This is a genomic window from Spiractinospora alimapuensis, assembly GCF_018437505.1.
GTDB lineage: Bacteria > Actinomycetota > Actinomycetes > Streptosporangiales > Streptosporangiaceae > Spiractinospora > Spiractinospora alimapuensis.
Window position 1 is genome coordinate 524337 of record NZ_CP072467.1, and the last position, 22224, is coordinate 546560.

Below are 22224 nucleotides of genomic sequence, written 5' to 3' on the forward strand. Positions count from 1 at the left end.
CTTCAGGTATGCCGGTTTCCCGCCACATCTATCGTCACGTCGCCGGCCAGGTCGCCACGACGGCGCGTGATCTCCTCGACGGTGCGCAGGTGGACCGGCACCGCCACGACCAACCCCAGGTGGTGTTCCCGGTCTCGGGCGTGCTGGCGGTGACCACCGAGGCGGGATCCTGGGTGCTTCCCGGCATCACCCAGGCGATCCTCATTCCCCCACGCGTGACCCACGCGCATACGGCGCACGGCAGAACCCGGATCCAGACCGTGCTGCTGCCGCAACAGCTCCTCGCCAGTACCGTCTTCGACACCGGAGCACCGCGCGCCGTCGCCATGAGCCCGCTCGCGCGGGAGGTCATCAACACGATCACGGAGGAGGAGCACGCCGACGAGGTACGCGCCGAACGCCTCGCCGCCGTCCTGGCCGACGAACTGTCCCGGGGGTGCGACGCTGAGGGTCCCGCGCCACTGCTGGTGCCCCGCCCCCGCGACCCTCGGCTGGTCCAAGTGGTGGAGTCCTTGCTGGTCGAGCCGGAGAACGGTCACATGGCCGACCTGGCGCGCGCCGTCCTGGTGAGCGAACGGACCCTCTCCCGTCTGTGCCGCGAGGACACCGGCCTCACGTTCCCGCGACTCCGTACCCGGGTCCGCCTCCTGTGCGCGCTTGTCCGCCTGGCCGACGGAGAAACAGTGACCACCGTCGCGCACCGGTGCGGCTGGTCCAAACCCCACACCTTCATCGACGCCTTCCGCGAAATGTTCGGCACGACCCCCGCCCACTACCAACGAACCCAGGCACCCTGACGGCCCGGGCACCCGGTGGTTCTCGTCCACGGGTTCACTGTCGGTTCTTCCCGGGACCCCCTCAGGCGCGGTGCCACAGGTCGGGCCGTGCGGCGGCGAGTACGTCCGACACGTGAGTGGGTGGCGGCGAGTGGGGTTCCCGTCCTGAGAGTGGTGCCATGGATAGGGGTTTCGTCGCCTTCGCGGGTGGGACGGGTCTGTGGGGCAGACGTACTCGCAGTGCTGGGAAGGTGACGTGCTCTGGGGTCGGGGAACCGTCCGGCTTGGTGAGGAGGACGACCGCTGCCTCCAGTCCGACCCCTGGTTTGTGGAACGTGGAGTCGGGGTGGAGATAGAGGTCGGCCGCGGGGCGGGTGACGCCGTGGCGGGAGGTGGCGTCGCGCCCGACGACGGCCTGGACGTCGCTCCACGGAATGCGGCCGCGCACGAGACGGAGACCCAGTCGGCGCTTCTCGACCAGTTCCACCCCCTCGGCGTCGATCAGGATGCCGCTGCGCGCCAACGCCCGAGGGAGGAACGCCAACAGGACCGGGATCGCGACCACACCGAGCACGAGCGGAATCGCGAGCACGATGATCAGGACGGAGCCCAGTACCCCCCAGCCCGCGTGATCCACGGCGTAGATGGCGCCGTAGCACCCCGCCGTGAGGAGGAGGACGCCGGCGAGTGTCGCGGCGGCCTGCCACCACGAGTGCCGAAGGTCCAGCCACACCGACGTCGGGAGGGCGAACAGCGCGGGATCCGCGGTCGGCCTGGGGTCGGGCCGGGAGTCGTCCCGTCGCACGAGGTCGGGGCGGCGTTCCTCCAGCGCGGAGACCAGTGCCGACAGACTCTCGGGCATGTCCCGCTGGGATCCGGTGAGGCGAACGCGGGTCACGTCGCGGGTCACACCGGGGAGGGGCGTCCGCGTTGCCCGCTCAGAGCGAGCGAAGTCCGGCACGCCCGCCACCTCGTCGACGAAGAAGTCCACCGCGGCGCGCGGAACGGGACGCGCACGCCGCAGGATCCCCCGGTCGGGGAACTCACGGCTGGCCACGATCGCCTGGATGTCCTCCCAGGCGAGGAGAACACCGCCTCCCCGATGCCACCATCGCGCGTGGGTGCGCAGTTCCACGCCGTCACTGGTGATGCGAACCTCGCGGCGTGTGTGCGTCCGCGGATAACCGACCACGAGGTCGATGAGTGTCGCGACGATCACGACGCAGAGCACCAGGGCGAGCAGGAGGAGTTGGAGTGGGTCGTCGATCGATACCAGCGCGAGGAGCAGCGCCATGCCGACCGTCGTACCATCCTGGAGGTTCGCCGACGTCTCCGACCACAGGCCGAAGACGATCGGTGCGGCCATGGCCGTGGCGACGGCGAAGACGACCCACAACAGAGCGCGGCGTCGTCCACCAACGGCGGGGATCGGTACCGACACCTGACCCATTCGCATCCCGCTGTCCGCTGTGTTCGTCCTTGACAGGGGGACACTCTACGTAATTCGGGACCCGCCGGTGTCCGCTGCGTCCGGGGTGGCCGCGACCGGCCGGGACCGGGACGCGGACCCGGACCTACCTCTCGTCCCGGATCTCCGCGGTCGCGCGCTTGAACCCCCCGGTGGTGAAGGCGAGCATGTCGAACAGCAGGGCGATCTGTTCCGGGGAGTAGCGGGTGGCGAGTCCGGCCAGGTGTCGACGGGTCGGGGCGAACGCCTCGTCCACCGCCCGGGTTCGTTCGGGGTCCACGTCGACCCTCACCCGCCGGCGGTCGGTGTCCCCGCGCACGCGACGTGCGTACCCCGCGTCCTCCAGCCGGTCGACGACACGGGTCGTGGTGGCCGCCGGGGTACCCAGCCTGGTGCCGAGCTCTCCCACCGTCATGGGGCCGGCGTCGGCCAGGAGGTTCACCGCCTGGAGGTCCATGAGTCGAAGTCCCAGTCGTTCGGCGGCGGCGTGCGCGTTGAGCACGGTGGCACTGAGGAACTCGCGGAACACCGACTCGCCGCCGGCGTTCTCCGCCGCCGTGCGTACCTCGGCCGAGGTCCAGCCCGCCGGGGTGTCCGCCATCATCCCCTCCACCGCTGATATGTTTCCGACGTGGAACTATTCCGATCCGGAATGAATCCTACGTGGCATGTCATCGTCCCGTGGCGCCGGATCACCCGTATCAGGAGGCGTTGTGCGGATCGTCGTTGTGGGGGCCGGGGTCGGGGGGCTCGCCGTCGCCCGTGGGCTCCACTCCTTCGGACACGAGATCGAGGTGCTGGAGAGAGGCCGGGAGCTTCGGACCGGCGGAGCCGGTCTCGGGATCTACAGCAACGGCCACGCGGCCCTCGCCGAGCTCGGCGCCCCCATCGGGGACCTGGGGCGCGCCATTGACCGGCTGGAGATGTGTGACGACGACGGCCGCCTGCGCAACGCGGTCGACACCAGGAGCGTGGGCCTTCACCTCGGCCGCGACTGCCGAACCGTCCCCCGTCGGGATCTCCTACGCCGGATCGCGGACAACCTGCCCAAAGGCGTCCTGCGGTTCGACTCGCCCGTGCGAGGGATGGATCCGGCCGCGGAGGGCGCCTCCACCTCGGCTGTCACGGTGCGGCTCGACGACGACAGCTCCGTCACCGCTGACGTCGTGGTGGGTGCGGACGGGATCCACTCGGTGGTGCGGTCCGCGCTGACCGACCTCCCCCCGGCCCGGCCGATGGGATGGGCCAGTTGGCAGGCGCTCACACCCGTACCGATCCCCTCCGCCGAGGGAACGGTCGCACGCGTCGTTCAGGGCGCCGAGGGAATGTGCGGCATCATGCCGGCGGGCGGCGGACTCGTGCAGTGGTGGTTCGACGCGCCCTGGTCGCCGGACGACGTCGTCGACTCCCCCGCCGCGATGCTCCGGGACCGGTTCGGGGAGTGGACGGACCCGGAGGTGAAGGTCCTCCTCGAACGGCTCCCCGGCACGGACCTCGGGTTGTACCCCCACTACCGCCACCAGGTTCCCCGCAGGTGGGGCCAGGGCGCGGTCACCCTGCTCGGCGACGCCGCGCACGCCTTCCCTCCCTCGACCGCGCAGGGCGCCAACCAGGCACTGGAGGACGCCCTGGCTCTGACGGCCTGCCTCGGCCCGGTCGACGACCCGTCGGGCGCGCCCGACGCGCTGCGCCGCTACGAGAAGCTGCGTCGCCGACCGGCGGCGTTGGCCTCCAAGGCGTCCAGCAGTCAGTTCGTCCTGCGCAACCTGCCTCCCGGTCCGATCGCCCGTACGATCCCCGAACGCGTCTGGACACGCCAGTTCGAGACCTACCTGGCGGCAGTGAGCACGGTACTGCGCGGTTCCCGCCGTCGAGAGATTCCGACCAAGGCCTGATCAGCGCCTGTGGTGGGCATGAACAGTGTGCGCACCTTGGTCGGGACAAGGGCCCGGCGCCCCAACGGATCGGACCGCACCATGGCCTTCACCGAGGAAGAGATCGCCTACCTCCAATCCAGCGGTCTCGGCCGGCTGGCGACCGTGGACGGCGACGGCCAACCGGACGTCGTGCCCGTCGCCGTGGAGTTCGACGGCCTGCACTTCTGGGTCGGTGGTGCCGGCCAGTCGGTGACCGACACCCGCAAGTTCCGCAACGTCGCCAGCGGCCAGCGGCAGGTGGCGCTGGTGATCGACGACATCGTCTCCTACGACCCGTTCGTCGCGCGGGGCGTGCGCGTGTACGGGATCGCGGAGCAACCCTTCGAACGGACCGGGATGATCGGGCCCGGCACGTTCATGCGGATCACCCCGCGGGTGTCCTGGAGCTGGAACCTGGCCGGTGAACCCGCGGCCGACACGTGGTACGAGACCCGGAGGACCGTCCATTCGCACGCCCGGGGCGACGCTCCCTAGCGTGGTGGCCGCGCGACCCAGTCCGCGCGGTCCAGGACGTACTCGACCTCTCCGAACTCGGCGCCGGGGATGCCGTCCGGTGAGTGCTCGAAGTAGCCGCGCAGGTAGATGAGTCCCGCCTTCTCCATCACCCGACGCGACGCGGCGTTGACGGCCATGGTGTTGGCGGTGACCCGCTGGACGTCCAGTTCCCGGAACCCCCAGTGGATCAACGCTCGCGCGCCCTCGGTGGCGAGGCCACGGCCCCACGCGGCGCGGCGCAAGCGATACCCCAGCTCCACCACCTCGGCGCTGTCAACGTCGAGTGGTCGGTACTCGAACCAGCCGAGGAACTCCCCGTCCTCTCGGGTTTCGGCGGCCCAGTATCCAAAGGTCCCGATCCCCGGATAGTGCCGCGTAAGCCGCGGGAGGTTCCGATCCACGACCGTCTCGCGCGGCGTCGCCTCGCCGCCGGAGAGGTAACGCATCACCTCGGGGTCGCTGTCCAACTCGACCAGGTTGTCCACGTCGTCGGTGGTGATGGGCCGCAGGCGCATGCGCTCGGTCGATGGGTGCTCAGCCATGACCTGTGTCTAGCAGCGGGGTGACGTCAGGACAACGGAATAAGAGCGGCGTGGTCTTCCCTCGGCGGATCCCGCGGGTCGCTCGTCGTGGCCGTGGGCGGTACCGGGAGGATGGAGGTTCCAGGCGAACGAGCGACGAGGGAGCGCGACGTGGCATCCGGCAGAACCATCACCATTGGCGGGGACATCACCGTACCCGTGGTCGGGCAAGGAACCTGGAGGATGGGCGAGGACGCGGACGACGTCCCCGCCGAGGTGCGGGCGCTGCGCGCCGGCCTGGACCTCGGACTCACCTTGATCGACACCGCCGAGATGTACGGCGAGGGCGGAGCGGAGCGTGTCGTCGGCGAGGCGGTCGCGGGGCGTCGGGACGACGCGGTGATCGTGTCCAAGGTCTACCCCCACAACGCCGGCCAGCGCTCGGCGCGGCGATCCTGTGAGAACAGCCTGCGCCGGCTCGGCACCGACCACCTGGACCTCTATCTGCTGCACTGGCGCGGCAACATCCCCCTGGCCGAGACCGTGGAGGTGATGGAGGACCTCCTCGCCGAGGGCAAGATCCGCAACTGGGGCGTCTCCAACCTCGACGTCGACGACATGGACGAGCTCTGGTCCCTCCCGGACGGGACGCGGTGTGCCACCGACCAGGTGCTGTACCACGCCGCGTCCCGGGGCGCCGAACTCCGGCTGTTGCCATGGTGCCGTGCCCACGACGTCCCCGTGATGGCCTACAGCCCGATCGCGCAGGCCGGACGCCTTCGGGGCGATCTGCTCGCCAGTCCGGTGATCAACGAAATCGCCTCGGGCCGGGGGCTCACCCCCGCGCAGGTCGCTCTGGCGTGGGTGATCCGCGACAGCGGCGTCCTGGCCATCCCCAAGGCGGTCCAGCCGGAGCACGTCCAGCAGAACGCGGCCACGCTCGACGTCCGACTCAGCGACGCCGAGATCGCCGCGATCGACGACGCCTTCCCGCCGCCGAACCCGGACGAACCACTGGACATCGTCTGATCACCATGGCCGGGGGTCCACACGGGTGAACGTCGTGACGCTGGGCGCGGATCGTTCACCTACTGGACGTCGAACTCGTTGCCCTCCGGGTCGCGCATGGAGACGAAGCGGCTGCCGTGTTCCTCGACGGTCCGTACCTCCGTCGCCCCGAGGGCGACCAGACGCGCGACCTCTTCCGAGCGACGCTCTGGTCCCACCCGCATATCGAGGTGCATCCGGTTCTTGACCGTCTTGGACTCGGGGACGTGCTGGAACAGGATCCGTCGCCCCAGTCCCGCGCCCGTGCTCGGCTCCACGGGGTCGTCGGGATGGCGGATCGCGGACAGCAGCCTCCAGGCCTTGCGGCCGTCCACGACCGTGTAGTCGTCCTCCCCCGCCGCCCCGATGTCGAGCATCCGCTGCACGAGGTCGCTGTTGTCCTCCATCACGTACCCCAGCGTCGACGCCCAGAAGCGCGCGAGCGCGATGGGCTCCCCACTGTCGACCACGATCTGGAACTCGTGTGCCACGCGAATCTCCCCCTCGATATCGGACCGGTTGGACCCGATCACGTGATTCCAGTTATAGTGGTTACATGATCGACGACGCAACCGGCATCGTGATGCGGCCACCCGACGGAGCCGTGTACCGGTTCGATCCAGGGGCGCTGAGTCTCGAACTGCTCACCACGGGAGGGCCGGACGAGCTCTCGGTGTTCGAGACCCTGCACGCCCCGGAGGACTGGCTGCGCTGGCTGTCGGTCTGTCGGCTCCGGCTCCGTGACGACGAGGTGGACATCAGCGCCACCGACATCTCCGCGATTCGCGGTGTTCGTGACGCCGTGCTGCGGCTGGCGCGCGCCTCGACGCGCGGAGCCGCGCTTTCCGAGCCCGACCTCGACACCCTGAACCTGGCGGCCGCTCACTCTCCGATGATTCCCACCCTCGCCCGTGACGGCACACAGCGATGGCGCACACCGGTGTCGAGCGCCCAGGCACTGTCCACCGTCGCGCGGGACGCCGTGACGCTGATGAGCGGGCCTTACGCGGAACGCATCCGCGAGTGCGCCGCCACGGACTGCGCCCTGGTCTTCGTCGACACCTCACGCCCGGGCAAACGCCGGTGGTGCTCGATGGAACGGTGCGGAAACCGCAGCAAGATCCGCGCGCTACGCGCCCGACGAACGGAGACACCGTGATGAACACACCAGTGGGGCTTACCCACGGAGCCGGGTTCGAGATCGGCGTGTCGCGGACATTCACGCTGCCCGCGGATGTCGTGTGGCGGTTCGTCACGAGCTCGGAAGGGCTCGCCCTGTGGCTCGGTGACGTACGTGAGATCGAGCCACGACGGGGCGCCCCCTACCGGACGGCCCAGGGGGTCACCGGGGAGCTCCGGGGATACGAGGAGGGTCGCCGCGTCCGGTTGACCCACCACCCCGAGGACGGCCGGGAGACCACCGTGCAGCTCACCGTCACCGAGCGGAACGGTCGGGCCGTGCTCGGGTTCCACCAGGAACGGTTGGGCTCGGCCGAGGAGCGCGCGCACCAACGGGACCACTGGCGGTCGGTCATGGCGGACATCGTCGCCGCGCTGGAGCCGAGGGCCTCCGCCTGAGCGCCGGGTTGCCTTCCTCGACTCCTGCTGTCACGGTTGGGTCATGACACCGTCACCGCCCGCTGGCGCGAGCCCGGAGTGGGAAACGCGCGTCGCGGCCGTCTGGGCGAGCGCGGACGACACCGACGCCGCGACGCTGCGGGAGCGGATCCAGGGTCTCGCCGCCGAGCTTCCCGAGGGCTCGGCGATCGCCGACTTCGAGCGCGGCAGTGTCGCCGACACCACGGGCGACCCGGAGCGGGCGGCACGCTTCTACCGGCAGGCACTCGCCGCGGGGCTCACCGGGGTCCGTCGGCGCCGTGCCACGATCCAGCTCACCAGCACGCTGCGCAACCTGGGACGCTACACGGAAGCCCTCGAACTCCTTGAGGGCGAACAGGGGCGTGAGAGCGACGAGCTGGACGACGCGGTGGCGGCGTTTCTCGCGCTCGTCCTCGTCGACCTCGGCCGCGAGGGTGAGGCCACGGGGATCGCGCTCACCGCTCTCGCTCGGCACCTTCCCCGCTACACGCGTTCGGTCACGGCATACGCCACCGCGCTCCGACCCGCCGACATCTCCTGACCGCCGTCAGGCCGCTGTCGTGACCACCCGCACGCCCAGGCCGATGAGGACGGTGCCGGAGACCGCCTCCATCCACCGCCGTACGGCCGCGCGGGCCATCCACTCTCGGATCCGCGCCACCAGCCACACCACGGCGAGGAACCACACGAGGTCCACCACGGTCCAGATGACGGCCAACAGCAGCAGCATCGGCAGGGCGGGGGCGTCGGCGGGGACGAACTGGGGCAGGAACGAGACCGCGAATACCGCCGCCTTGGGATTGGCGATGATGGCGGCGAGGCCGATCCGGTAGGAGGACCACCACGAGGCGGTCGCCGCGGTGTCCTCGGGCTCGTGCGCCCGTCCCGAGCGGCGACTGCGCCACGCGGCGCGCAGCGACTGCAGGCCCAGGCCGATCAGCACCGTGGCGCCGACGTAGCGCATCACCTCGTAGGCGACGGGCGACGCGGCCACCAGCGCCGACAGACCGAGCGCCGCGCCCACCCCCCAGAACAGGACGCCCGTCTCGTTTCCGAGCACGGTCGCGATCGCGGACCGGCGACCGGCCCGGATCGTCTGGCGCAGGATCACCGCCGCGCTGGGGCCCGGACTGATGGCCAGAAGCGCGCACGCGGCCGCGAACGAGGCGAGGAGCGGGAGCATGGATCCCATGGTGCGCCCCCGGGCCGTACGCGGCAATCGGATGTGATGGGACACTCACTTCCGTGGACTTCGAGATCAGTACCGACGGCGCGCGCGTCGACCGTGACTGGCTGTGGGAGACGTTGGTGGCCAACGCCTACTGGAGCAAGTGGCGCACCCGGAGCATGTTCGACGACCAACTCGACCGGGCCTGGCGAGTCGTCGGCGCCTACGACGCCTCCGGGCGGATGGTGGGGTTCGCGCGCGCCGAGTCCGACGGTGTGTCCCAGGCCTATCTCGCCGACGTCTACGTGGACGCCGCCGCGCGGGGCAACGGACTCGGCCGGCAGCTGGTGCGCGTCATGATCGACGACGGGCCGGGGCGGGACTTTCGCTGGATGCTCCACACCGACGACGCCCACGGACTCTACGCCGAGTTCGGTTTCGCTCCCCCGGGCCCCGACTACTTGGAACGCCCTACGCGGCTCCCGAGGCAGCGTGACTGACGACGTGGCTCCCACGTCGCACTGGTTCGTGTCTTTGTGAACCACTGCGCCCACAACCCGCGCAGCGGCCCCGGTAGCGGCGACGGCCGCTCCACCACCCCCACGCGGCCCCAACCCAGGCTCAACCACCTAGTCCGGGCACTGTTCCCAGGTGTACTCCTCGTCGTCGGGGGCGGTCAGGCCTCGGTCGCGAAGGATGGTGAGAGGCGCGCGTGTCGTCGAGGAGCAGACCTGAGGGAACGGTTCGGGCAGGTCGTCGGTGTACTCCACCTGCAACACGTGGTCCCCGTACACCTCGGTGAACCGGTCGCACTCGTCGTGGGCCGCGCACTCCTCGACCACCGCGAACGTGAACCCGATCTCGTCGCGGCCGGCGTCCCCGAGCTCGACGGTGTTCTTCTGCCCCACGGCGAGTCCGTGCTCGTTGGCCAGCTCCACGTAGGAGGTGGCCAGGTCCACGGCGCCTCGGGGGTCGACGCGCCCACGGGTGGTGTCGGTGAACCGGACGTAGGTGTCGAGGTTGTCGATCTCCACCGCGTCGAACCCGTCCTCGGCGCACCCGGTGATCACGGGGCCGACGACCTCGAGGATGCCCTCGCGCCGCGACGGGGTGGAGGGGTCGAGGACGTACTCCCCGGGCCAGTCCGGGTCGACGACGGGATCGCCGTCGGAGTCGCGCAGCAGCAGCTCCGGACGGTCCAGCCAGCGCTCGGAGTCCTCGGGTTGTGTCTGGAAGCCGTTGACGTAACAGACGGTGTAGGCGCCGTCCAACGGCGGTGCGGTGGAATCGCGCACCACGACGCTCACGGGCGTCGCGGGTTGATAGGCCGCGCCGAGCTGGTAGTCGAACCCACCGGAGGTCGGGGGCGGCGCCACCTCCCGGCTCGAGGACGCACCGGACCCGAGGGGCGGTGCCTGGCACCCGGCCACGACGGCCAGGCTGATCACACACAGCCACGGAGACGCTCGCACAAGAAGGTGCCTACCCAGGTGGGTCGCCCACGCCCGCGTCGGGCATCGTCCCGCGCCGAGCGGCCGGAGGAACGGCCGTCCCCAGCCTCCCGGAGAGACTGGGGACGGGCCGCTGCCTCGTTCGGGCCTACCTCTGGTGCCGCTCGATCAACGAACGGGTCCTCGTCTCCTCGGTGAACCACGGCGCCAGGGCGGGGGGATCGCCCATGCCGTTGACGAGGTAGTCGGCGAGTTCCTGACTGTGGGTGGCGGCCACGAACAGCTCGATGACGTAGGGCGGGGGGTAGTGCATTCGTTGGGCGACGAGCCCGGTGAAGTGCTGCGCGTAGTCCATGAACCGTTCGAAGGTGCGCGTCATGAACTCGGCGTCGAACGGGGCGTCCTCGTGGTCAAGGATGGCCCGCAGGTAGATCTCGGCCGCCATGCTGGCGTTGTTGGCGTCCTGCTGCAGCGCGGGAGAGGTCACCGCGACCGTGTCGCCCATGCCCATGACGAGTCCCCCGCTGGGCATGTGCGCGATGGGTTCCCGCACCAGCGGGTTCGCCCGGTCCATCGCCACGGCGCCGTCATCGGCGAGCGTGGTCTTGCTGAAGGCGGTGTACTGGTGCGGGATGAACTCACGCATCACCTCGAGCATGAGCGCGTAGTGCTGGTCGGGGGTTGTCCGCCTGGGCCAGCGGGCGAGCGGACCGTCGGCGGGACCGGTGATATGGACCAGGCGGCAGGGTCCGTTGACCGACAGCGCGGGCCAGGAGATCAGGTGTCCCAAGCCCGGGACCAGGTCGATTCCGACCCCGTCACTGTCGGGGTGGCCGTCGATCTCCTCGACGTAGGCGATCGCGGTGGCGACCGGCGGCATTCTCGCCAGGCCACGTCCGGTGTCGATGGAGAAGATGTCCGCGAGACCACTGTGGCCGCTGGCGATGATGGTCAGGTCGAACATCTGGGAGAGCGAGTCGAGGTCCGACCCCGTCACGCCGTGGATGAGGACCTTGCCGCCCTTGTGTTCCAGCAGGTCGAGCCAGGCGGACATCTTCACGCGTTCGTCTATCGACTGGGCCGGGCGCGTGAGCTTTCCGGTCCAGTCAAAGTGCGGCATCTCCCCACTGGAGGTGAACCGATAGTCGACGATCGGCTTGGCCTCGTCGTCCCAGAGATTGAGCCCGTACTCCCCCTCCGCGTGGCGCCGCTGATCGAAGAGAATCTGCGCCGAAACAGCCCCACCGTCATACAGTTCGTCGGGATCTCGCGCCGTCATGAGCGTCACATCGTAGTCATGTGCGACAAGGGACAGGGCGAGCTGTAAGCCGGACTGGCCGCCCCCAACGATCAAGATTCGTCGCATTTTCCCCTTATTCGTTGACGCATCGGTCGGATTGTCTTACCGGTAAGTCATACCGTAGATCAGTTCCCCTTTCGAGTCCTCGATCCGACCGAGGGGGCGGATCCACGCCTGGGCTTCGGGCACTCGGATGGCCCAGGAATGGGCGAGCCGCATCCATGGCGCTCGGCCTGAACGACGGTCAGGAGTCCAGGTCCTGAATGAAGTGGAACGCGCGAATGGCCATCCCGTGGGAGAGGTAGAAGCGGTGCGCGCCGTGGCGCTGCGTTCCCGAGTCGAGGTGGAACTGGGTACACCCGACGGCACGCGCCTCGGCGCGGAGCCAGTCCAACAAGGCGCGTCCTTGTCCGGTCCCGCGGACGTCGGGATGGGTGACGAGGTCGTCCACGTACATGAAGCGGCCCCAGAGACTGTGGATGATCCGGAACCCCGCCACGGCCACCGCGTCGTCCGAGACGCGCTCGTCGAAGGAACCCACCAGGTGGTAGCCGCCGGGACGGAGCTTCTCGTCGACCAACGTGACGAACGCGTCCACGTCGGTCAGTTCTGGCCGGAGTTCACGAATGGCGCGATGTGCCCGGTGGGTCTCGCCGACAGGGATCTCGGAGATTCTCGAATCAGCCATGTGGGGAGCCTACGGTGGCGGGGAGTTCGATCCCCGGAGGGCGGGGTGGGGTCCGCCGAGCTCTATGGTGATGCCATGACACCGCACGAGCCCCCCACCAATCCGGTCGCACAACTTCGCCTCGTGGTGGAGACCGAGGATTTCGACGCCGCTCTGGCGTTCTACCGTGACGCCCTCGGTCTCGCGGAGAAGGCCGCGTTCCAGAACGAGGGGGACGCCCGGGTCAGCATTCTGGACGCCGGACACGCCACGCTGGAGCTCGTCAACCCGGCGCAACGGGCGTTCATCGACCAGGTGGAGGTGGGGCGCCCGGCCAGCCCGACGATTCGGGTCGCGTTCCAGGTCCCGGACGCGGAAACCGCGACACGTACGCTGGTCGAGGCCGGCGCCGATCTGGTCGCGCCGCCCACCGTCACGCCGTGGCGGTCGCGTAACGCCCGCCTGAACGCCCCGGCCGGACTTCAGCTCACCCTGTTCGAGGAGCTGGAGACCGAGGAGGAGCGGATCCAACGCATGGGGTTCGGGACGACGGAGGACCGAACGAACGGGTGACCCCGACGTGGCGCGCCGTCGCGTCACCCTTCGTCGACGACGCGTTTCGTCTCCCCCTGCTTGCTGATCGTGAACGTGTCAACCGGGTCGCCGGCGCCGGTCGTGGCCGTGAACTCCAGCTCGTCGCCGTCGACGGCGACCGCCTGGAACGTCTGCGCGTCGGTCCGCTGGCCGCGGACCTCGGCGGCGTTGGCCTCCCACAGGTCCGGGCCCGCCTCGTACATCTTGGGTCCGGTGACGGCGACCACGTAGACGGGGCCGGTCTGGGTGTCGTCCTCGTCGGTTCGGTGGTCGGTGAGGTTGCCCCGGCCGTAGGAGTGGTCGTGGCCCTGCAGGACCAGGTCCACGTCGTTGTCCTCCAGCGTGTCCAACCACGCGGACCGCAGGGCCTCGTTGTCCCGGTCGGGCCGGTTGGGGAACAGGGGGTGGTGGAAGGTCACCACCGCCCAGTCGTGGGGATTGTCCTCCAGGACGGAGTCCAACCAGAGTGCCTGGGTGTCCAGCCACTCTTCGGTCTCGTCGTCTGCGGGGGCCTCCCGGTAGTTGGAGTTGAGCGTAACGAACCGGACTCCCTGGTAGTCGGTGTAGGACACCGTCTCGGCCAGGTCAGCGCCCGCGTCGGGGCCGTTGCCCGCGGCGGGGAACTGGGCGGGCCAGAACTCGCTCAGGCCGTCGTCGTACTCGTGGTTGCCCACCGCGGGTAGCTGGTTGCGTCCCGCCAGGACGTCCGCCCCGTAGGCGTCGTACCACTCCTGCCACTGGCGGGCGTCGCGTGCCTCGTCGATCAGGTCACCACTGTGGACGATGAGGTCGGCGTCGGGGTGGGCCTCGAGTCCGGCCTGGATGACGGGTGCCGCCCCGTCGGGGATGTCGGTCTGCACGTCGCCGAAGTACAGGAAGGTGAATGGTTCCGGGGCGCTGGCGGCCGTGGTGAAGGACCGCCATTCGTCGAATCCGTCCTCCCCGGACTCGACACGGTACCTGTACTGGGTGTCGGCCTCGAGGTCGGTGACGGTCGCCCGCACCCGCTCCGGACCTTCGCTCTCTTCCTTGGCGCTCGTCCCCTCCACACGGGTCACCTGGTCCGGGGCGTCGCGAGGGGTGATCTCCAGCGTCGCGGCGGACGACGCGGTGGTCCCCCAGCTCACGGTCTGTGATGTCGCGGGGTCGGCGGTGGGCGTCAGGATGACGTCCGGCCCTGACGACTCCGGGCCCCTGGGACCACACGCGGTGGAGCAGACGAGGGCCAGCGCCACGAGGAGGTGTCCCCTCCTCGTCCGCGCCCCGCCCACCCGAACCGCGCCGGGGGCTGTGCTGTGCCGAACCATCGGTGCTCGCCTCCAACGACGTGAGCGAGATCCCGGCCGGACGCTCCCGCCGGGGTGACTCCCTTCTAGGACTCCGCGCTTCCCGCCACCCGGTTGTCCAGGACGCGTTTGTCGGTGGCGTCCTTGACGATGGAGAACTCGTCGAGGACGTGGCCCTGTGCTGTCACGGACTCGTACTCCAGTGTGTTCCCGTCGACCTCGATCACCTGGTAGGCGGGACGGGCGACGTCCTGCACGCGTGGCACCGCGTCATACACCCGCCAGTTCTCCGTGCTCGAGGGATAGGTCTTGGGACTCGAGTTCGCGATCACGTACACGGGTCCGGTGTGGACTCCCTCGTCGTCCGTCTGGTTCGCCTCGAGGTTCCCCCGGGAGTAGGAGTGGTCGTGGCCCTGCAGCACCAGGTCGACGTCGTGTTCCTCCAGAATGTCCCCCCACGCCTGCCGGATGTCGACGTTGTTGCGTGCCGGTCGACCGGAGTACAGCGGGTGATGGAACATGACGGCCGTCCACGTTTGGGTGTTCGTGGTGAGCACTTCGTCCAGCCACCGGGCCTGCGTCTGCAGCCACTCCTCCCGCTCCTCCTCGGGAACGGTCCGGTAGTTGGAGTTCAGCGCGATGAAACGCACGCCTTGGTAGTCGGAGTAGTAGACCGTCTCGCGGAGCTGGTCGTCCTCGGCGGGCCCGTTGCCGGTCTCGGGGAACTGTAGGCCCCACAGGGGGCTGAAGTCGTCATCGTCGTACTCGTGGTTCCCGACCGCGGCGAAATGGCGCATCCCCCGGGTGCGGGACTCGGCGAAGGCGTCGTACCAGTCCTGCCACTGGGCGTCGTCGTGTCCGTCGTCCACCAGGTCCCCGACGGAGACCGCCATGTCGGCGTCGGGGACCGCCGTCAGCCCCGCCGCGACGGATGGGTCGATGCCTTCCCCGCCGTGCTGGGTGTCGCCGAAGTACAGGAACCGGAACGGATCGGCGCCCGTGGAGGCGGTGGTGAACGTATCCCACCGTGAGGAGGTGATTCCCCCGCCGCCCACCCGGTAGCGATAGGCCGTCTGTGGCGCGAGCTCCGTGGCGGTCGCGCGAAAGTAGGTGTACCCGCCCTCGTCCCTGCTCTGCGCGGGGAACGTGGTCACGTCGTTGGGTGCGTTGATCGGCGCGACCTCGAGTTCGCCGTCGAAGGGCACCTCGGAGCGCCAGGTGACGGCCTGGGAGGTCGCGGGATCCTCCGTCGCGTACAGCAGCAGCCGGTCGGGGCGCACCGCGTCCACGCCGGTCGCCGCGGCGGACGGGACGACGAACATGACGACGACCGTCAGTACTGCCAGGAGGAACCGCAAGGGAGAACGCCACCGTCGCGGAACGCGCACCGCCTCCTCGCTTTCCATCGGGGGTTCTGCGGATGGATCCAAGAGACAATTCCCGCATTTGGGGCGTTCACGCATCACGCGTCTCGTTATTCGCCTCCGCCCCCGGCGTCTCGGTCGGTGACCCCCCGTGACCACCAACCGGACCCAACGGCGTCCGCTCAGGGTTTTCTCAGACAGGGTAGTGAATTCGCCGCGGTGTTCCGAGATTTGTGCGCAATGGATTCGGCGTGGCGCTATCGGCGGACCGTGACCTCGTCATTCGCCGCAAAACGATAGGGACGATGTTCGAGAAGATCACCAACACGGCGCCGCAACCGGGACAATTCCGCGCGGACCGTGATCGTGCGGCCGCGGTCGTGGAACAGGCCCTCGGCGAGGTCGGCGGCGCTCAGCCCGGCTCGATGGTGAGCGAGAAGCTCCAACAGGGTGGAGTGACGGGGAGTGAGCTGGTGGGTCCAACTCGCGACCCCCCGGTGGACCGTCAGGACGGGGCGGTGCGGGTCGCTGAGGTCGAGCTGTACCCGCGCCGGCTCCCGTGGCTCGTCCGTGTCGCGGCGCCGCACCAGGAGACCGCCGGGAACGGGCTCGATGGAGCAGGTCCCGAGTGTGGGGACCCACGCGTGGTCCGCCGGGTGGTCGGGTAGCCGAAGCCGCGGCGTCGGCGGCATCCCGATCGACGCCGCGACCCACCCGTGGGGATCGGTCACGACCGCGACCTCGTTCAGGCGGCTCAACAGGGGGGTGGCGGTGCTGCGCAGCTGTTCCAGGGCATCGCGATGTCGGTCCCGAAGTTTGGCCTCGGCCAGCCGGGCGACGGTCGTGACCAAGGCCAGCATGGAGGGATGTACCGACATCGCCGGGCCGCTGAGGTCGGTGACTCCCAGGAGGCTTCCGTCCCGCGGGTCGTGGATGGGCGCGGCGGCGCAGGTCCAGGCGTGGTGGGTGCGCACGAAGTGTTCGGCGGAGTGCACCTGGACTGGGCGCCCCCGCGCCAGGGCCGTTCCGATCGCGTTGGTTCCCACCCGTTCCTCGGTCCAGCACGCCCCGGCGATCAACCCGAGGGCGTCGGCGCGACGCTGCGCGGTGGTGCCGCCCTCCCGCCAGAGAACGCGGCCCTCCCCGTCCACGATCGCGTGGACGTAGCCGGCGTCCTGGGCGAGAGAGAGGAGCCCATCGCTCAGGACCTCCCGTACGGTGCCCGACAGTGGGCTGGCGCGGCGCCGTGCCTCGACTACGTCGGCGGGCCAGGGGTCGGGGTCGGCGCCCCGTTCCGGATCGAGTCCCGCACGCCGGAGCCGGGTCCAGGACTCGGCGATGACCCGGCGGGGCGCCACGGGCGGCGTACGGCCGGACATCGTCGCGTCGTGCGTACGTGCGAGCACACGCATCCGGTGGATGAGGTCGGCGGTTCGGGATTCCGGATCGTGTGGCATGGCTGCCCGCCCCCTGGTGGTCACGTCACCGCCCGCCGCCGCCAACGCCGGCGCCGTGGGCGCGTTGTGGCGCCCCGGTGAAACGCCCCCGCGGCACCACCATAAGTGGCGTGCTTGAACCGTCAAGGACCTGGAGCGCCCATGCTCGTGGGGTGCGACACGCCGCCGCCACGGCCGTCTGTCACGTTTCGCGTCGGTGTCTGGTCGAGGGGGGTGAACGAAGGGAGTAGGCAGATGAAGACCAAGATCGTTGTGGTGGGAGCGGGGTACGCCGGCCTGGTCGCGGCGAAGCTGATCGCGGCGCGGACCCCATCGACGGTGACCCTGGTGAACGCGACGGACCGTTTCGTGGAGCGGGTGCGCCTGCACCAGTTGGCCGCGGGACAGACCCTACGGGACCGCCCCTTGCGGGCGCTCCTTCGTGGCACGGGGGTGCGACTCGTGGTCGACCGGGCCGAGAAGGTGGACGCCGCGACGCGCGTCGTCCACCTCGCCCAAGGGGAGCCGCTGAACTACGACATCCTCGTCTACGCGCTGGGCAGTCACGTCGACACCGAGACCGTTCCGGGGGTGGCCGAGCACGCCCACACGGTGGGATCCGCGCCCCAGGCCGAGCGCCTGAACGACCACCTCGCGCGCGGCGCGGGCACCGTCACCGTGGTGGGCGGCGGGCTGACCGGGCTCGAGGCCGCCACCGAGATCGCGGAGTCCCATCCCCGACGAGACGTACGCCTGGTCTCGACTGACTCTCTGGGCGCGGAGCTCTCACAACGCGGAGCGCGTCACGTGCGGGCCCGGTTCGAGCGACTCCGCATCGACACGCGCGAACACGCCCGCGTCACCGAGGTGCGTTCCACGGGGCTCCTCCTGGACGACGGCTCGTTCCTGACCAGCGACACGGTGGTGTGGACCGCCGGGTTCCGCGTACCCGACCTCGCGCGGCAGGCGGGTGTGGAGACGACGCCGCACGGCCAGGTCGTGGTGGACGAAACGCTGCGTTCGGTGTCACACCCGGAGATCTACGCCGTCGGGGACGCCGCCGCGCTGGTGAACCAGGTGGGAGTGCGACTGCGTATGGCGTGCGCGACGGGAATGCCCTCCGGACAACACCTGGCCCGCGTCATCGCCGCACGGACAGCCGGCCTCGAGGCTCCCCTGTTCGGCTTCCGGTACGTCGTCCGCTGCGTGAGCCTGGGGCGCCGCGACGCGCTCATCCAGTTCGTGCGTGAGGACGACACCCCGCGGGAACGGGTCCTCACCGGACGCGCCGCGGTCCTCACCAAGGAGGCGATCGTCCGTAACGCGGCCGGTGTCATGCGGTACCCCTGGCTGCCCGCGTCCCTGTGATCGGGCCGCGGCGGGGAAACCGATCAGGAATCGAGAAGCGCAGGCCACAGCCTCATGGCTAGCGTGAGTGCCATGGACATCAGCATTCATGCGAGCTTCCTTCCGCACGACGACCCCGACGCGGCCCTGTCGTTCTATCGCGACGTTCTGGGCTTCGAGGTTCGCAACGACGTCGGCTACGACGGGATGCGCTGGATCACGGTCGGGCCGAAGGGGCAGCCCTCGACCTCCATCGTGCTGCAGCCGCCGGCCGCCGATCCCGGTATCACCGACGCGGAGCGCCGGACCATCGCGGAGATGATGGCCAAGGGGACCTACGCGGGTGTGCTCCTGGCGACCACCGACCTGGACGGGGTCTTCGAACGGCTCGAGGCAAGCGACGCGGAGATCATCCAGGAGCCGATCGACCAGCCCTACGGCCTCCGCGACTGCGCGGTGCGGGATCCCGCCGGCAACATGATCCGGATCCAGCAGGTGGGTTGATCCAGGGCCTCCACGATCGTGGAGGCCCCACCCACCGCCCCAGCACCGACCAACCCAGCCAACGCATGTCCGCACCTGGGTCACGGAGGAGTCCCGCACATGCTCTCGCTCGACGCGATCGAACTCGGCGTGCCCGAGGTGCCAACCGCGCGCGAATTCTACGTCTCCGCGCTCTTGAGTCCTGCCACGGAAGACGACCAGACGGTGCGTCTCGACCTGTACGGCACCGGTCAGGTCGGACTGCGTGACGTCAAGGAACTCGCCGACGACCTGGAGGCGGGACCCGACACCTCCGGATTCCGGGGCTACGTGATGAGCTACATCGTGCGTCAACCGCGTGAGGTCCAGGTCCTGGTGGACGCCGCTGTCGCCCAGGGAGCGACGGTGCTCAGGCCCCCCAAGAAGGGATTCTTCGGCGGCTTCTCCGCCGTCTACCGGGCGCCGGACGGTGCCGTCTGGAAGCTCGCGGCCCCCACCAAGAAGGACACGGCGCCGGCGGCCGACCCGCCGACCCCCACCGAGACAGGAGTACTGCTCGGTGTCGCTGACCCCACCGTGTCCAAGGTCTTCTACACCGCGCTGGGTATGACCGTGGACCGGGACTACGGCACCAAGTTCATCGACTTCGTCCCGGCCAAGGGATCGTGCCGGTTCGGCCTGATGACCCGCGCCGCCCTCGCCAAGGACGCGGGGGTCGCCGCGGCGGGGACCGGGTTCCCGGCAGCGGTGCTCACCTCACGGCGGGCTTCGCGGGACGAGGTCGACGCGGTTCTGTCGGTCGCCGCCACGGCCGGAGCCGACGGCGTGTCCACGGCGGCGGAGGACGGCTCGGGCGGCTACGCCGGGCGGTTCACCGATCCCGACGGCTTCACCTGGACGATATCCAGTCCGTGAGAGGCCACGGCGTTCTCCCTCAGTGAAGGGGCCGGGCTCCCCGGCGCGCTGGGAGCCCGACTGACCTCTTTCGCGCGGTGGCGTTGTCTCACCCGGGGGGTGGATGCTCTTCCGCTGGGTTGTGGCCCTACTGGCTGTGGTGGCTGTGGGTTCGGTTGTGGTGCCACCAGTGGCGGAGGAGGGTGGACAGGACGGGTTTGGTGAGCCCGGTGAGTGAGTGCGTGATGTGTTCGCGGGGTGCTTGGGCGATGACGAGGTGTCCCCAGTCGATGGCGACGGCCTGCCAGAGGGTGTCGTCGTCGGGGGCGGGGCGGATCTGGACGAACACGCCGTGCACGTCGGCGATCCAGAGGGTGTCGTCGACTTCCAGGACGGTGAGTGTCATCGGGGTGCCCCCGTCCCTGGGCCGACGCGGCGGGCGATCTCGGCGACGGTGATCGTGTCGAGAGCTGTGGCCAGGGCGTCGAGGTCGTAGCCGATGGCGAGTTGGATCTGGCCGTGGTAGCGGGTGCGGGCGCGCCATCGGCCGCTGTAGGGGTCCCGCCGGACGTCGACGAGGACGCCGTGGACGTCGCACACGTGGTGGTAGTCATGCCATCCCGGGGCGAGTGTCACGGTCACGCGCTCACCCCGGCACACTCCGGGCGGCGAGCGAGAGCCTGACGCACCAACGGCGCCAACTCCCGACGCAGCTCCTCGCGGAACACATCGTCAGCGCTCGGAGCCACGACCGGGCGCGACAACGTCAACAGCGCCGCCAACCCCGCCCACTGAGTGCTCGGGTCCGGGCCGCGATGCCGTCCACACCACCAGGACCAATCCGAACGATCCGCTCCCGCCCATACGATTGCTTCCGTCATCAGTCCTCCCAAGACTGGTGGCCGTGCCCCGGGAGCGACGATCCACATACGCTCGCCGGGGCTCTTCTGTTCACCACCGTCCTAGCTCTGGCTGATTCCCGCTACAGATACCGCTCATCAGAAGAAATCTTCACTTCCATGGATTGCCGAGAGGCATTCGGGTGGTAGATAGTGATGGAATGGCGATAACCCCCGAACACGCGCGGAGGCGCTTCGGCGTGGAGCTGCGCAAGTGGCGTGAGCACGCGGGAATGTCTCAGCCCGAGCTCGCACGAGCGATACCCATATCGCAGTCCCAGATCAGCGCTATAGAGACCGGCGGTAAAGGCACCACTCGGGAACAAATACGACGATTCGATCAGGTGCTTACCACCGAAGGTGCTCTGCTCCGTCGCTGGGAAGATCTACACCAGGAGGGACGCGGTTTTCCGTCCTGGTTTGCTGGCGTGGTTTCCGTGGAACAGCAGGCGTCAGAGATCAGGGAGTATGCGCCGCTTCTGGTGCCAGGATTGCTCCAGACTGGGGATTACGCGCGCACCAGCCTGCGGCAAGGAAAGCCGACCATGAGTGAGGACACTCTGGAAGAACGTGTTCGTGCTCGTATGGAGCGGCAGGTCATCCTCAGCTCGGAGGAACCACCCCTCGTGCGAGCCGTGATTGAGGAACACGTCTTGCGACGTCCGATAGGGGGACGTGAGACCCTGAAGGCACAGTTGGACCACTTGCTTGATGTCGGTTCACGCCCCCACGTCGCCATCTCCGTCGTCCCGATGACAACAGAGATCCATCCGGGGCAGGACGGGCCATTTCTCCTGTTCACAATCCCGGGACAGGGCGTGCTCGCGTACACGGAGACGAGGATCAGTGGCACCCCCACGGATGAACCGGAAGCGGTGGGTGATTACCTGAGTGTATTCGGGGAGTTGTGCCTGACGGCCCTACCTCCGGATGCGTCGAGGCACCTCATCGATCAGATCAGGAGAGACATCGGATGATCACTGACCATTGGCACAAGAGCAGCTACAGCCAAGGTGGCGCCACCAACTGTGTGGAGTGCCGCACCGCTGACTCGCGGGTGCTGGTGCGCGATACGCAGAACCGCTCAGCCGGACACCTGTCCTTCTCCTCGCGGGAATGGGCCGCGTTCTTGGGTGCTGCGGCGGAGGGGGAGCTGTAACTCCCGTCCGACGTCCGCCCTCGGGTCCCGTCCCGGGGGCAGTTTTTGTGTCGGGGGTGTTTTGGTGTTCGGCGGTGCCTCGATTCACGCTATGCGAGAGAACTGGCTAGGTATAGGTTGTTGAACAACTCCACTGAGAGTGCCGAAGGAGTTGAAATGAATGACTGGCACACGAGCTCGTACTCGGCGAATGGTTCCCAGTGCGTTGAGATCGCGAAGGGCCCTGTTGCCGCTATTCGAGACACAAAACATAGAGAGCAAGGACACCTGGAGTTCCCCGCGCGAGAGTTCGTCGCACTGATCGCGGCCGCGCGCGGCGATGAGCTGTAGTCG

29 protein-coding genes are annotated in these 22224 nt (G+C 69.1%); 15 read left to right on the plus strand and 14 right to left on the minus strand.

The genetic code is table 11. The annotated features are described in order from the left end of the window. Positions 1-8 precede the first annotated feature (8 nt). Entirely contained in the window at positions 9-797 is a 789-nt protein-coding gene (locus J4H86_RS02360) for an AraC family transcriptional regulator (RefSeq protein ID WP_236541589.1), read from the plus strand. A 61-nt stretch (positions 798-858) separates the two neighbouring features. On the opposite strand, the gene J4H86_RS02365 is transcribed toward J4H86_RS02360, so the two are convergent. Then, positions 859-2232, minus strand: a complete 1374-nt coding sequence (locus tag J4H86_RS02365; RefSeq protein ID WP_236541591.1) for a hypothetical protein — start codon at positions 2230-2232, stop codon at positions 859-861. A 118-nt stretch (positions 2233-2350) separates the two neighbouring features. After that, positions 2351-2845, minus strand: coding sequence for a MarR family winged helix-turn-helix transcriptional regulator (locus tag J4H86_RS02370; protein WP_236541592.1), 495 nt, complete (start codon positions 2843-2845; stop codon positions 2351-2353). A 112-nt stretch (positions 2846-2957) separates the two neighbouring features. Here J4H86_RS02370 and J4H86_RS02375 point away from each other — a divergent pair, with 112 nt between their 5' ends. Next, entirely contained in the window at positions 2958-4139 is a 1182-nt protein-coding gene (locus J4H86_RS02375; RefSeq protein ID WP_236541594.1) for an FAD-dependent oxidoreductase, read from the plus strand. 18 nt (positions 4140-4157) lie between these two features. Further along, a complete protein-coding gene (locus J4H86_RS02380; protein WP_236541596.1) occupies positions 4158-4655 on the plus strand; it encodes a PPOX class F420-dependent oxidoreductase in 498 nt (165 codons plus the stop codon). Here the strand turns inward: J4H86_RS02380 and J4H86_RS02385 are convergent. After that, positions 4652-5218, minus strand: coding sequence for a GNAT family N-acetyltransferase (locus tag J4H86_RS02385; RefSeq protein WP_236541597.1), 567 nt, complete (start codon positions 5216-5218; stop codon positions 4652-4654). The two genes, J4H86_RS02380 and J4H86_RS02385, sit on opposite strands and share 4 nt — an antisense overlap. A gap of 150 nt (positions 5219-5368) precedes the next feature. Between J4H86_RS02385 and J4H86_RS02390 the strand changes: the two genes are divergently transcribed. Beyond that, entirely contained in the window at positions 5369-6226 is an 858-nt protein-coding gene (locus J4H86_RS02390; RefSeq protein ID WP_236541599.1) for an aldo/keto reductase, read from the plus strand. Positions 6227-6285: 59 nt separating this feature from the next. Here J4H86_RS02390 and J4H86_RS02395 read toward each other — a convergent pair whose 3' ends face one another. Beyond that, on the minus strand, positions 6286-6735 hold the full coding sequence (locus tag J4H86_RS02395) for a VOC family protein (protein ID WP_236541600.1): 450 nt from the start codon (positions 6733-6735) through the stop codon (positions 6286-6288). A 65-nt stretch (positions 6736-6800) separates the two neighbouring features. Here J4H86_RS02395 and J4H86_RS02400 point away from each other — a divergent pair, with 65 nt between their 5' ends. Genes J4H86_RS02400 through J4H86_RS02410 form a run of 3 tightly spaced genes read left to right on the plus strand, consistent with a single transcriptional unit; the run spans position 6801 to position 8384 of the window. After that, positions 6801-7403, plus strand: a complete 603-nt coding sequence (locus J4H86_RS02400) for a CGNR zinc finger domain-containing protein (protein ID WP_236541602.1) — start codon at positions 6801-6803, stop codon at positions 7401-7403. After that, positions 7403-7822, plus strand: coding sequence for an SRPBCC family protein (locus J4H86_RS02405; protein WP_236543875.1), 420 nt, complete (start codon positions 7403-7405; stop codon positions 7820-7822). The genes J4H86_RS02400 and J4H86_RS02405 overlap by 1 nt, the downstream gene beginning before the upstream one ends. A gap of 43 nt (positions 7823-7865) precedes the next feature. Then, positions 7866-8384: a tetratricopeptide repeat protein gene (locus J4H86_RS02410; RefSeq protein WP_236541603.1), complete on the plus strand. Its 519-nt coding sequence runs from the start codon at positions 7866-7868 to the stop codon at positions 8382-8384. Positions 8385-8390: 6 nt separating this feature from the next. Here the strand turns inward: J4H86_RS02410 and J4H86_RS02415 are convergent, their stop codons facing one another. Next, the gene (locus J4H86_RS02415; protein ID WP_236541605.1) at positions 8391-9026 is read right to left on the minus strand and encodes a LysE family translocator; all 636 of its coding nucleotides are present in this window, start codon (positions 9024-9026) and stop codon (positions 8391-8393) included. 62 nt (positions 9027-9088) lie between these two features. Here J4H86_RS02415 and J4H86_RS02420 point away from each other — a divergent pair, with 62 nt between their 5' ends. After that, on the plus strand, positions 9089-9511 hold the full coding sequence (locus J4H86_RS02420) for a GNAT family N-acetyltransferase (protein WP_236541606.1): 423 nt from the start codon (positions 9089-9091) through the stop codon (positions 9509-9511). A 129-nt stretch (positions 9512-9640) separates the two neighbouring features. Here J4H86_RS02420 and J4H86_RS02425 read toward each other — a convergent pair whose 3' ends face one another. From J4H86_RS02425 to J4H86_RS02435, 3 genes are all read right to left on the minus strand, one after another. Further along, positions 9641-10483, minus strand: coding sequence for an endo alpha-1,4 polygalactosaminidase (locus tag J4H86_RS02425; protein WP_236541608.1), 843 nt, complete (start codon positions 10481-10483; stop codon positions 9641-9643). A gap of 127 nt (positions 10484-10610) precedes the next feature. Beyond that, positions 10611-11741 carry a styrene monooxygenase/indole monooxygenase family protein gene (locus J4H86_RS02430; protein WP_236541609.1) on the minus strand — a complete coding sequence of 377 codons (1131 nt, stop codon included), beginning with the start codon at positions 11739-11741 and terminating at the stop codon, positions 10611-10613. A 265-nt stretch (positions 11742-12006) separates the two neighbouring features. Then, the gene (locus J4H86_RS02435) at positions 12007-12450 is read right to left on the minus strand and encodes a GNAT family N-acetyltransferase (protein WP_236541611.1); all 444 of its coding nucleotides are present in this window, start codon (positions 12448-12450) and stop codon (positions 12007-12009) included. Between the two features lie 75 nt (positions 12451-12525). On the opposite strand from J4H86_RS02435, the gene J4H86_RS02440 reads away from it, so the two are divergent. Further along, positions 12526-13002: a VOC family protein gene (locus tag J4H86_RS02440; protein WP_236541612.1), complete on the plus strand. Its 477-nt coding sequence runs from the start codon at positions 12526-12528 to the stop codon at positions 13000-13002. A gap of 23 nt (positions 13003-13025) precedes the next feature. On the opposite strand, the gene J4H86_RS02445 is transcribed toward J4H86_RS02440, so the two are convergent. The 3 genes from J4H86_RS02445 to J4H86_RS02455 all read right to left on the minus strand — a co-directional run bounded on the left by J4H86_RS02445 (position 13026) and on the right by J4H86_RS02455 (position 17130). Beyond that, entirely contained in the window at positions 13026-14330 is a 1305-nt protein-coding gene (locus J4H86_RS02445) for a purple acid phosphatase family protein (protein WP_236541614.1), read from the minus strand. Between the two features lie 65 nt (positions 14331-14395). Then, positions 14396-15715 (minus strand): purple acid phosphatase family protein, encoded by a 1320-nt coding sequence (locus tag J4H86_RS02450; protein WP_236541616.1) that lies wholly within the window; start codon positions 15713-15715, stop codon positions 14396-14398. Positions 15716-15930: 215 nt separating this feature from the next. Then, on the minus strand, positions 15931-17130 hold the full coding sequence (locus J4H86_RS02455; protein WP_236541618.1) for a helix-turn-helix domain-containing protein: 1200 nt from the start codon (positions 17128-17130) through the stop codon (positions 15931-15933). 234 nt (positions 17131-17364) lie between these two features. On the opposite strand from J4H86_RS02455, the gene J4H86_RS02460 reads away from it, so the two are divergent. From J4H86_RS02460 to J4H86_RS02470, 3 genes are all read left to right on the plus strand, one after another. Next, on the plus strand, positions 17365-18477 hold the full coding sequence (locus tag J4H86_RS02460; protein WP_236541619.1) for an NAD(P)/FAD-dependent oxidoreductase: 1113 nt from the start codon (positions 17365-17367) through the stop codon (positions 18475-18477). 72 nt (positions 18478-18549) lie between these two features. Continuing rightward, positions 18550-18960 carry a VOC family protein gene (locus J4H86_RS02465; protein WP_236541621.1) on the plus strand — a complete coding sequence of 137 codons (411 nt, stop codon included), beginning with the start codon at positions 18550-18552 and terminating at the stop codon, positions 18958-18960. Between the two features lie 99 nt (positions 18961-19059). Beyond that, on the plus strand, positions 19060-19854 hold the full coding sequence (locus J4H86_RS02470) for a VOC family protein (RefSeq protein ID WP_236541623.1): 795 nt from the start codon (positions 19060-19062) through the stop codon (positions 19852-19854). A 127-nt stretch (positions 19855-19981) separates the two neighbouring features. Here J4H86_RS02470 and J4H86_RS02475 read toward each other — a convergent pair whose 3' ends face one another. From J4H86_RS02475 to J4H86_RS02485, 3 genes are read right to left on the minus strand one after another with little or no spacing between them, the layout of a single operon-like run. Continuing rightward, on the minus strand, positions 19982-20239 hold the full coding sequence (locus J4H86_RS02475) for a hypothetical protein (RefSeq protein ID WP_236541625.1): 258 nt from the start codon (positions 20237-20239) through the stop codon (positions 19982-19984). Further along, on the minus strand, positions 20236-20475 hold the full coding sequence (locus J4H86_RS02480; protein ID WP_236541626.1) for a hypothetical protein: 240 nt from the start codon (positions 20473-20475) through the stop codon (positions 20236-20238). The genes J4H86_RS02475 and J4H86_RS02480 overlap by 4 nt, the downstream gene beginning before the upstream one ends. Beyond that, the gene (locus J4H86_RS02485) at positions 20472-20714 is read right to left on the minus strand and encodes a hypothetical protein (protein WP_236541627.1); all 243 of its coding nucleotides are present in this window, start codon (positions 20712-20714) and stop codon (positions 20472-20474) included. Before J4H86_RS02485 ends, J4H86_RS02480 begins: the two co-directional genes overlap by 4 nt. A 218-nt stretch (positions 20715-20932) precedes the next feature. Between J4H86_RS02485 and J4H86_RS02490 the strand changes: the two genes are divergently transcribed. The 3 genes from J4H86_RS02490 (at position 20933) to J4H86_RS02500 (ending at position 22221) form a co-directional block, all read left to right on the plus strand. Next, positions 20933-21709, plus strand: a complete 777-nt coding sequence (locus J4H86_RS02490; RefSeq protein ID WP_236541629.1) for a helix-turn-helix domain-containing protein — start codon at positions 20933-20935, stop codon at positions 21707-21709. Beyond that, complete coding sequence (locus J4H86_RS02495; RefSeq protein WP_236541646.1) at positions 21706-21891, plus strand: DUF397 domain-containing protein; 186 nt, start codon at positions 21706-21708, stop codon at positions 21889-21891. The genes J4H86_RS02490 and J4H86_RS02495 overlap by 4 nt, the downstream gene beginning before the upstream one ends. Positions 21892-22047: 156 nt before the next feature. Next, positions 22048-22221, plus strand: a complete 174-nt coding sequence (locus tag J4H86_RS02500) for a DUF397 domain-containing protein (protein ID WP_236541649.1) — start codon at positions 22048-22050, stop codon at positions 22219-22221. The last annotated feature ends 3 nt before the right edge of the window (positions 22222-22224 follow it).

Excerpts from the sequence above, each read along its gene's own strand:
- J4H86_RS02360 (WP_236541589.1), top strand. The coding sequence starts at position 9 with ATGCCGGTTTCCCGCCACATCTATCGTCACGTCGCCGGCCAGGTCGCC.
- J4H86_RS02365 (WP_236541591.1), bottom strand. The coding sequence starts at position 2,232 with ATGCGAATGGGTCAGGTGTCGGTACCGATCCCCGCCGTTGGTGGACGA.
- J4H86_RS02370 (WP_236541592.1), bottom strand. The coding sequence starts at position 2,845 with ATGGCGGACACCCCGGCGGGCTGGACCTCGGCCGAGGTACGCACGGCG.
- J4H86_RS02380 (WP_236541596.1), top strand. The coding sequence starts at position 4,158 with ATGAACAGTGTGCGCACCTTGGTCGGGACAAGGGCCCGGCGCCCCAAC.
- J4H86_RS02385 (WP_236541597.1), bottom strand. The coding sequence starts at position 5,218 with ATGGCTGAGCACCCATCGACCGAGCGCATGCGCCTGCGGCCCATCACC.
- J4H86_RS02400 (WP_236541602.1), top strand. The coding sequence starts at position 6,801 with ATGATCGACGACGCAACCGGCATCGTGATGCGGCCACCCGACGGAGCC.
- J4H86_RS02405 (WP_236543875.1), top strand. The coding sequence starts at position 7,403 with ATGAACACACCAGTGGGGCTTACCCACGGAGCCGGGTTCGAGATCGGC.
- J4H86_RS02410 (WP_236541603.1), top strand. The coding sequence starts at position 7,866 with ATGACACCGTCACCGCCCGCTGGCGCGAGCCCGGAGTGGGAAACGCGC.
- J4H86_RS02415 (WP_236541605.1), bottom strand. The coding sequence starts at position 9,026 with ATGCTCCCGCTCCTCGCCTCGTTCGCGGCCGCGTGCGCGCTTCTGGCC.
- J4H86_RS02430 (WP_236541609.1), bottom strand. The coding sequence starts at position 11,741 with ATGACGGCGCGAGATCCCGACGAACTGTATGACGGTGGGGCTGTTTCG.
- J4H86_RS02435 (WP_236541611.1), bottom strand. The coding sequence starts at position 12,450 with ATGGCTGATTCGAGAATCTCCGAGATCCCTGTCGGCGAGACCCACCGG.
- J4H86_RS02440 (WP_236541612.1), top strand. The coding sequence starts at position 12,526 with ATGACACCGCACGAGCCCCCCACCAATCCGGTCGCACAACTTCGCCTC.
- J4H86_RS02445 (WP_236541614.1), bottom strand. The coding sequence starts at position 14,330 with ATGGTTCGGCACAGCACAGCCCCCGGCGCGGTTCGGGTGGGCGGGGCG.
- J4H86_RS02450 (WP_236541616.1), bottom strand. The coding sequence starts at position 15,715 with ATGGAAAGCGAGGAGGCGGTGCGCGTTCCGCGACGGTGGCGTTCTCCC.
- J4H86_RS02455 (WP_236541618.1), bottom strand. The coding sequence starts at position 17,130 with ATGCCACACGATCCGGAATCCCGAACCGCCGACCTCATCCACCGGATG.
- J4H86_RS02460 (WP_236541619.1), top strand. The coding sequence starts at position 17,365 with ATGAAGACCAAGATCGTTGTGGTGGGAGCGGGGTACGCCGGCCTGGTC.
- J4H86_RS02465 (WP_236541621.1), top strand. The coding sequence starts at position 18,550 with ATGGACATCAGCATTCATGCGAGCTTCCTTCCGCACGACGACCCCGAC.
- J4H86_RS02470 (WP_236541623.1), top strand. The coding sequence starts at position 19,060 with ATGCTCTCGCTCGACGCGATCGAACTCGGCGTGCCCGAGGTGCCAACC.
- J4H86_RS02475 (WP_236541625.1), bottom strand. The coding sequence starts at position 20,239 with ATGACACTCACCGTCCTGGAAGTCGACGACACCCTCTGGATCGCCGAC.
- J4H86_RS02485 (WP_236541627.1), bottom strand. The coding sequence starts at position 20,714 with ATGACGGAAGCAATCGTATGGGCGGGAGCGGATCGTTCGGATTGGTCC.
- J4H86_RS02495 (WP_236541646.1), top strand. The coding sequence starts at position 21,706 with ATGATCACTGACCATTGGCACAAGAGCAGCTACAGCCAAGGTGGCGCC.
- J4H86_RS02500 (WP_236541649.1), top strand. The coding sequence starts at position 22,048 with ATGAATGACTGGCACACGAGCTCGTACTCGGCGAATGGTTCCCAGTGC.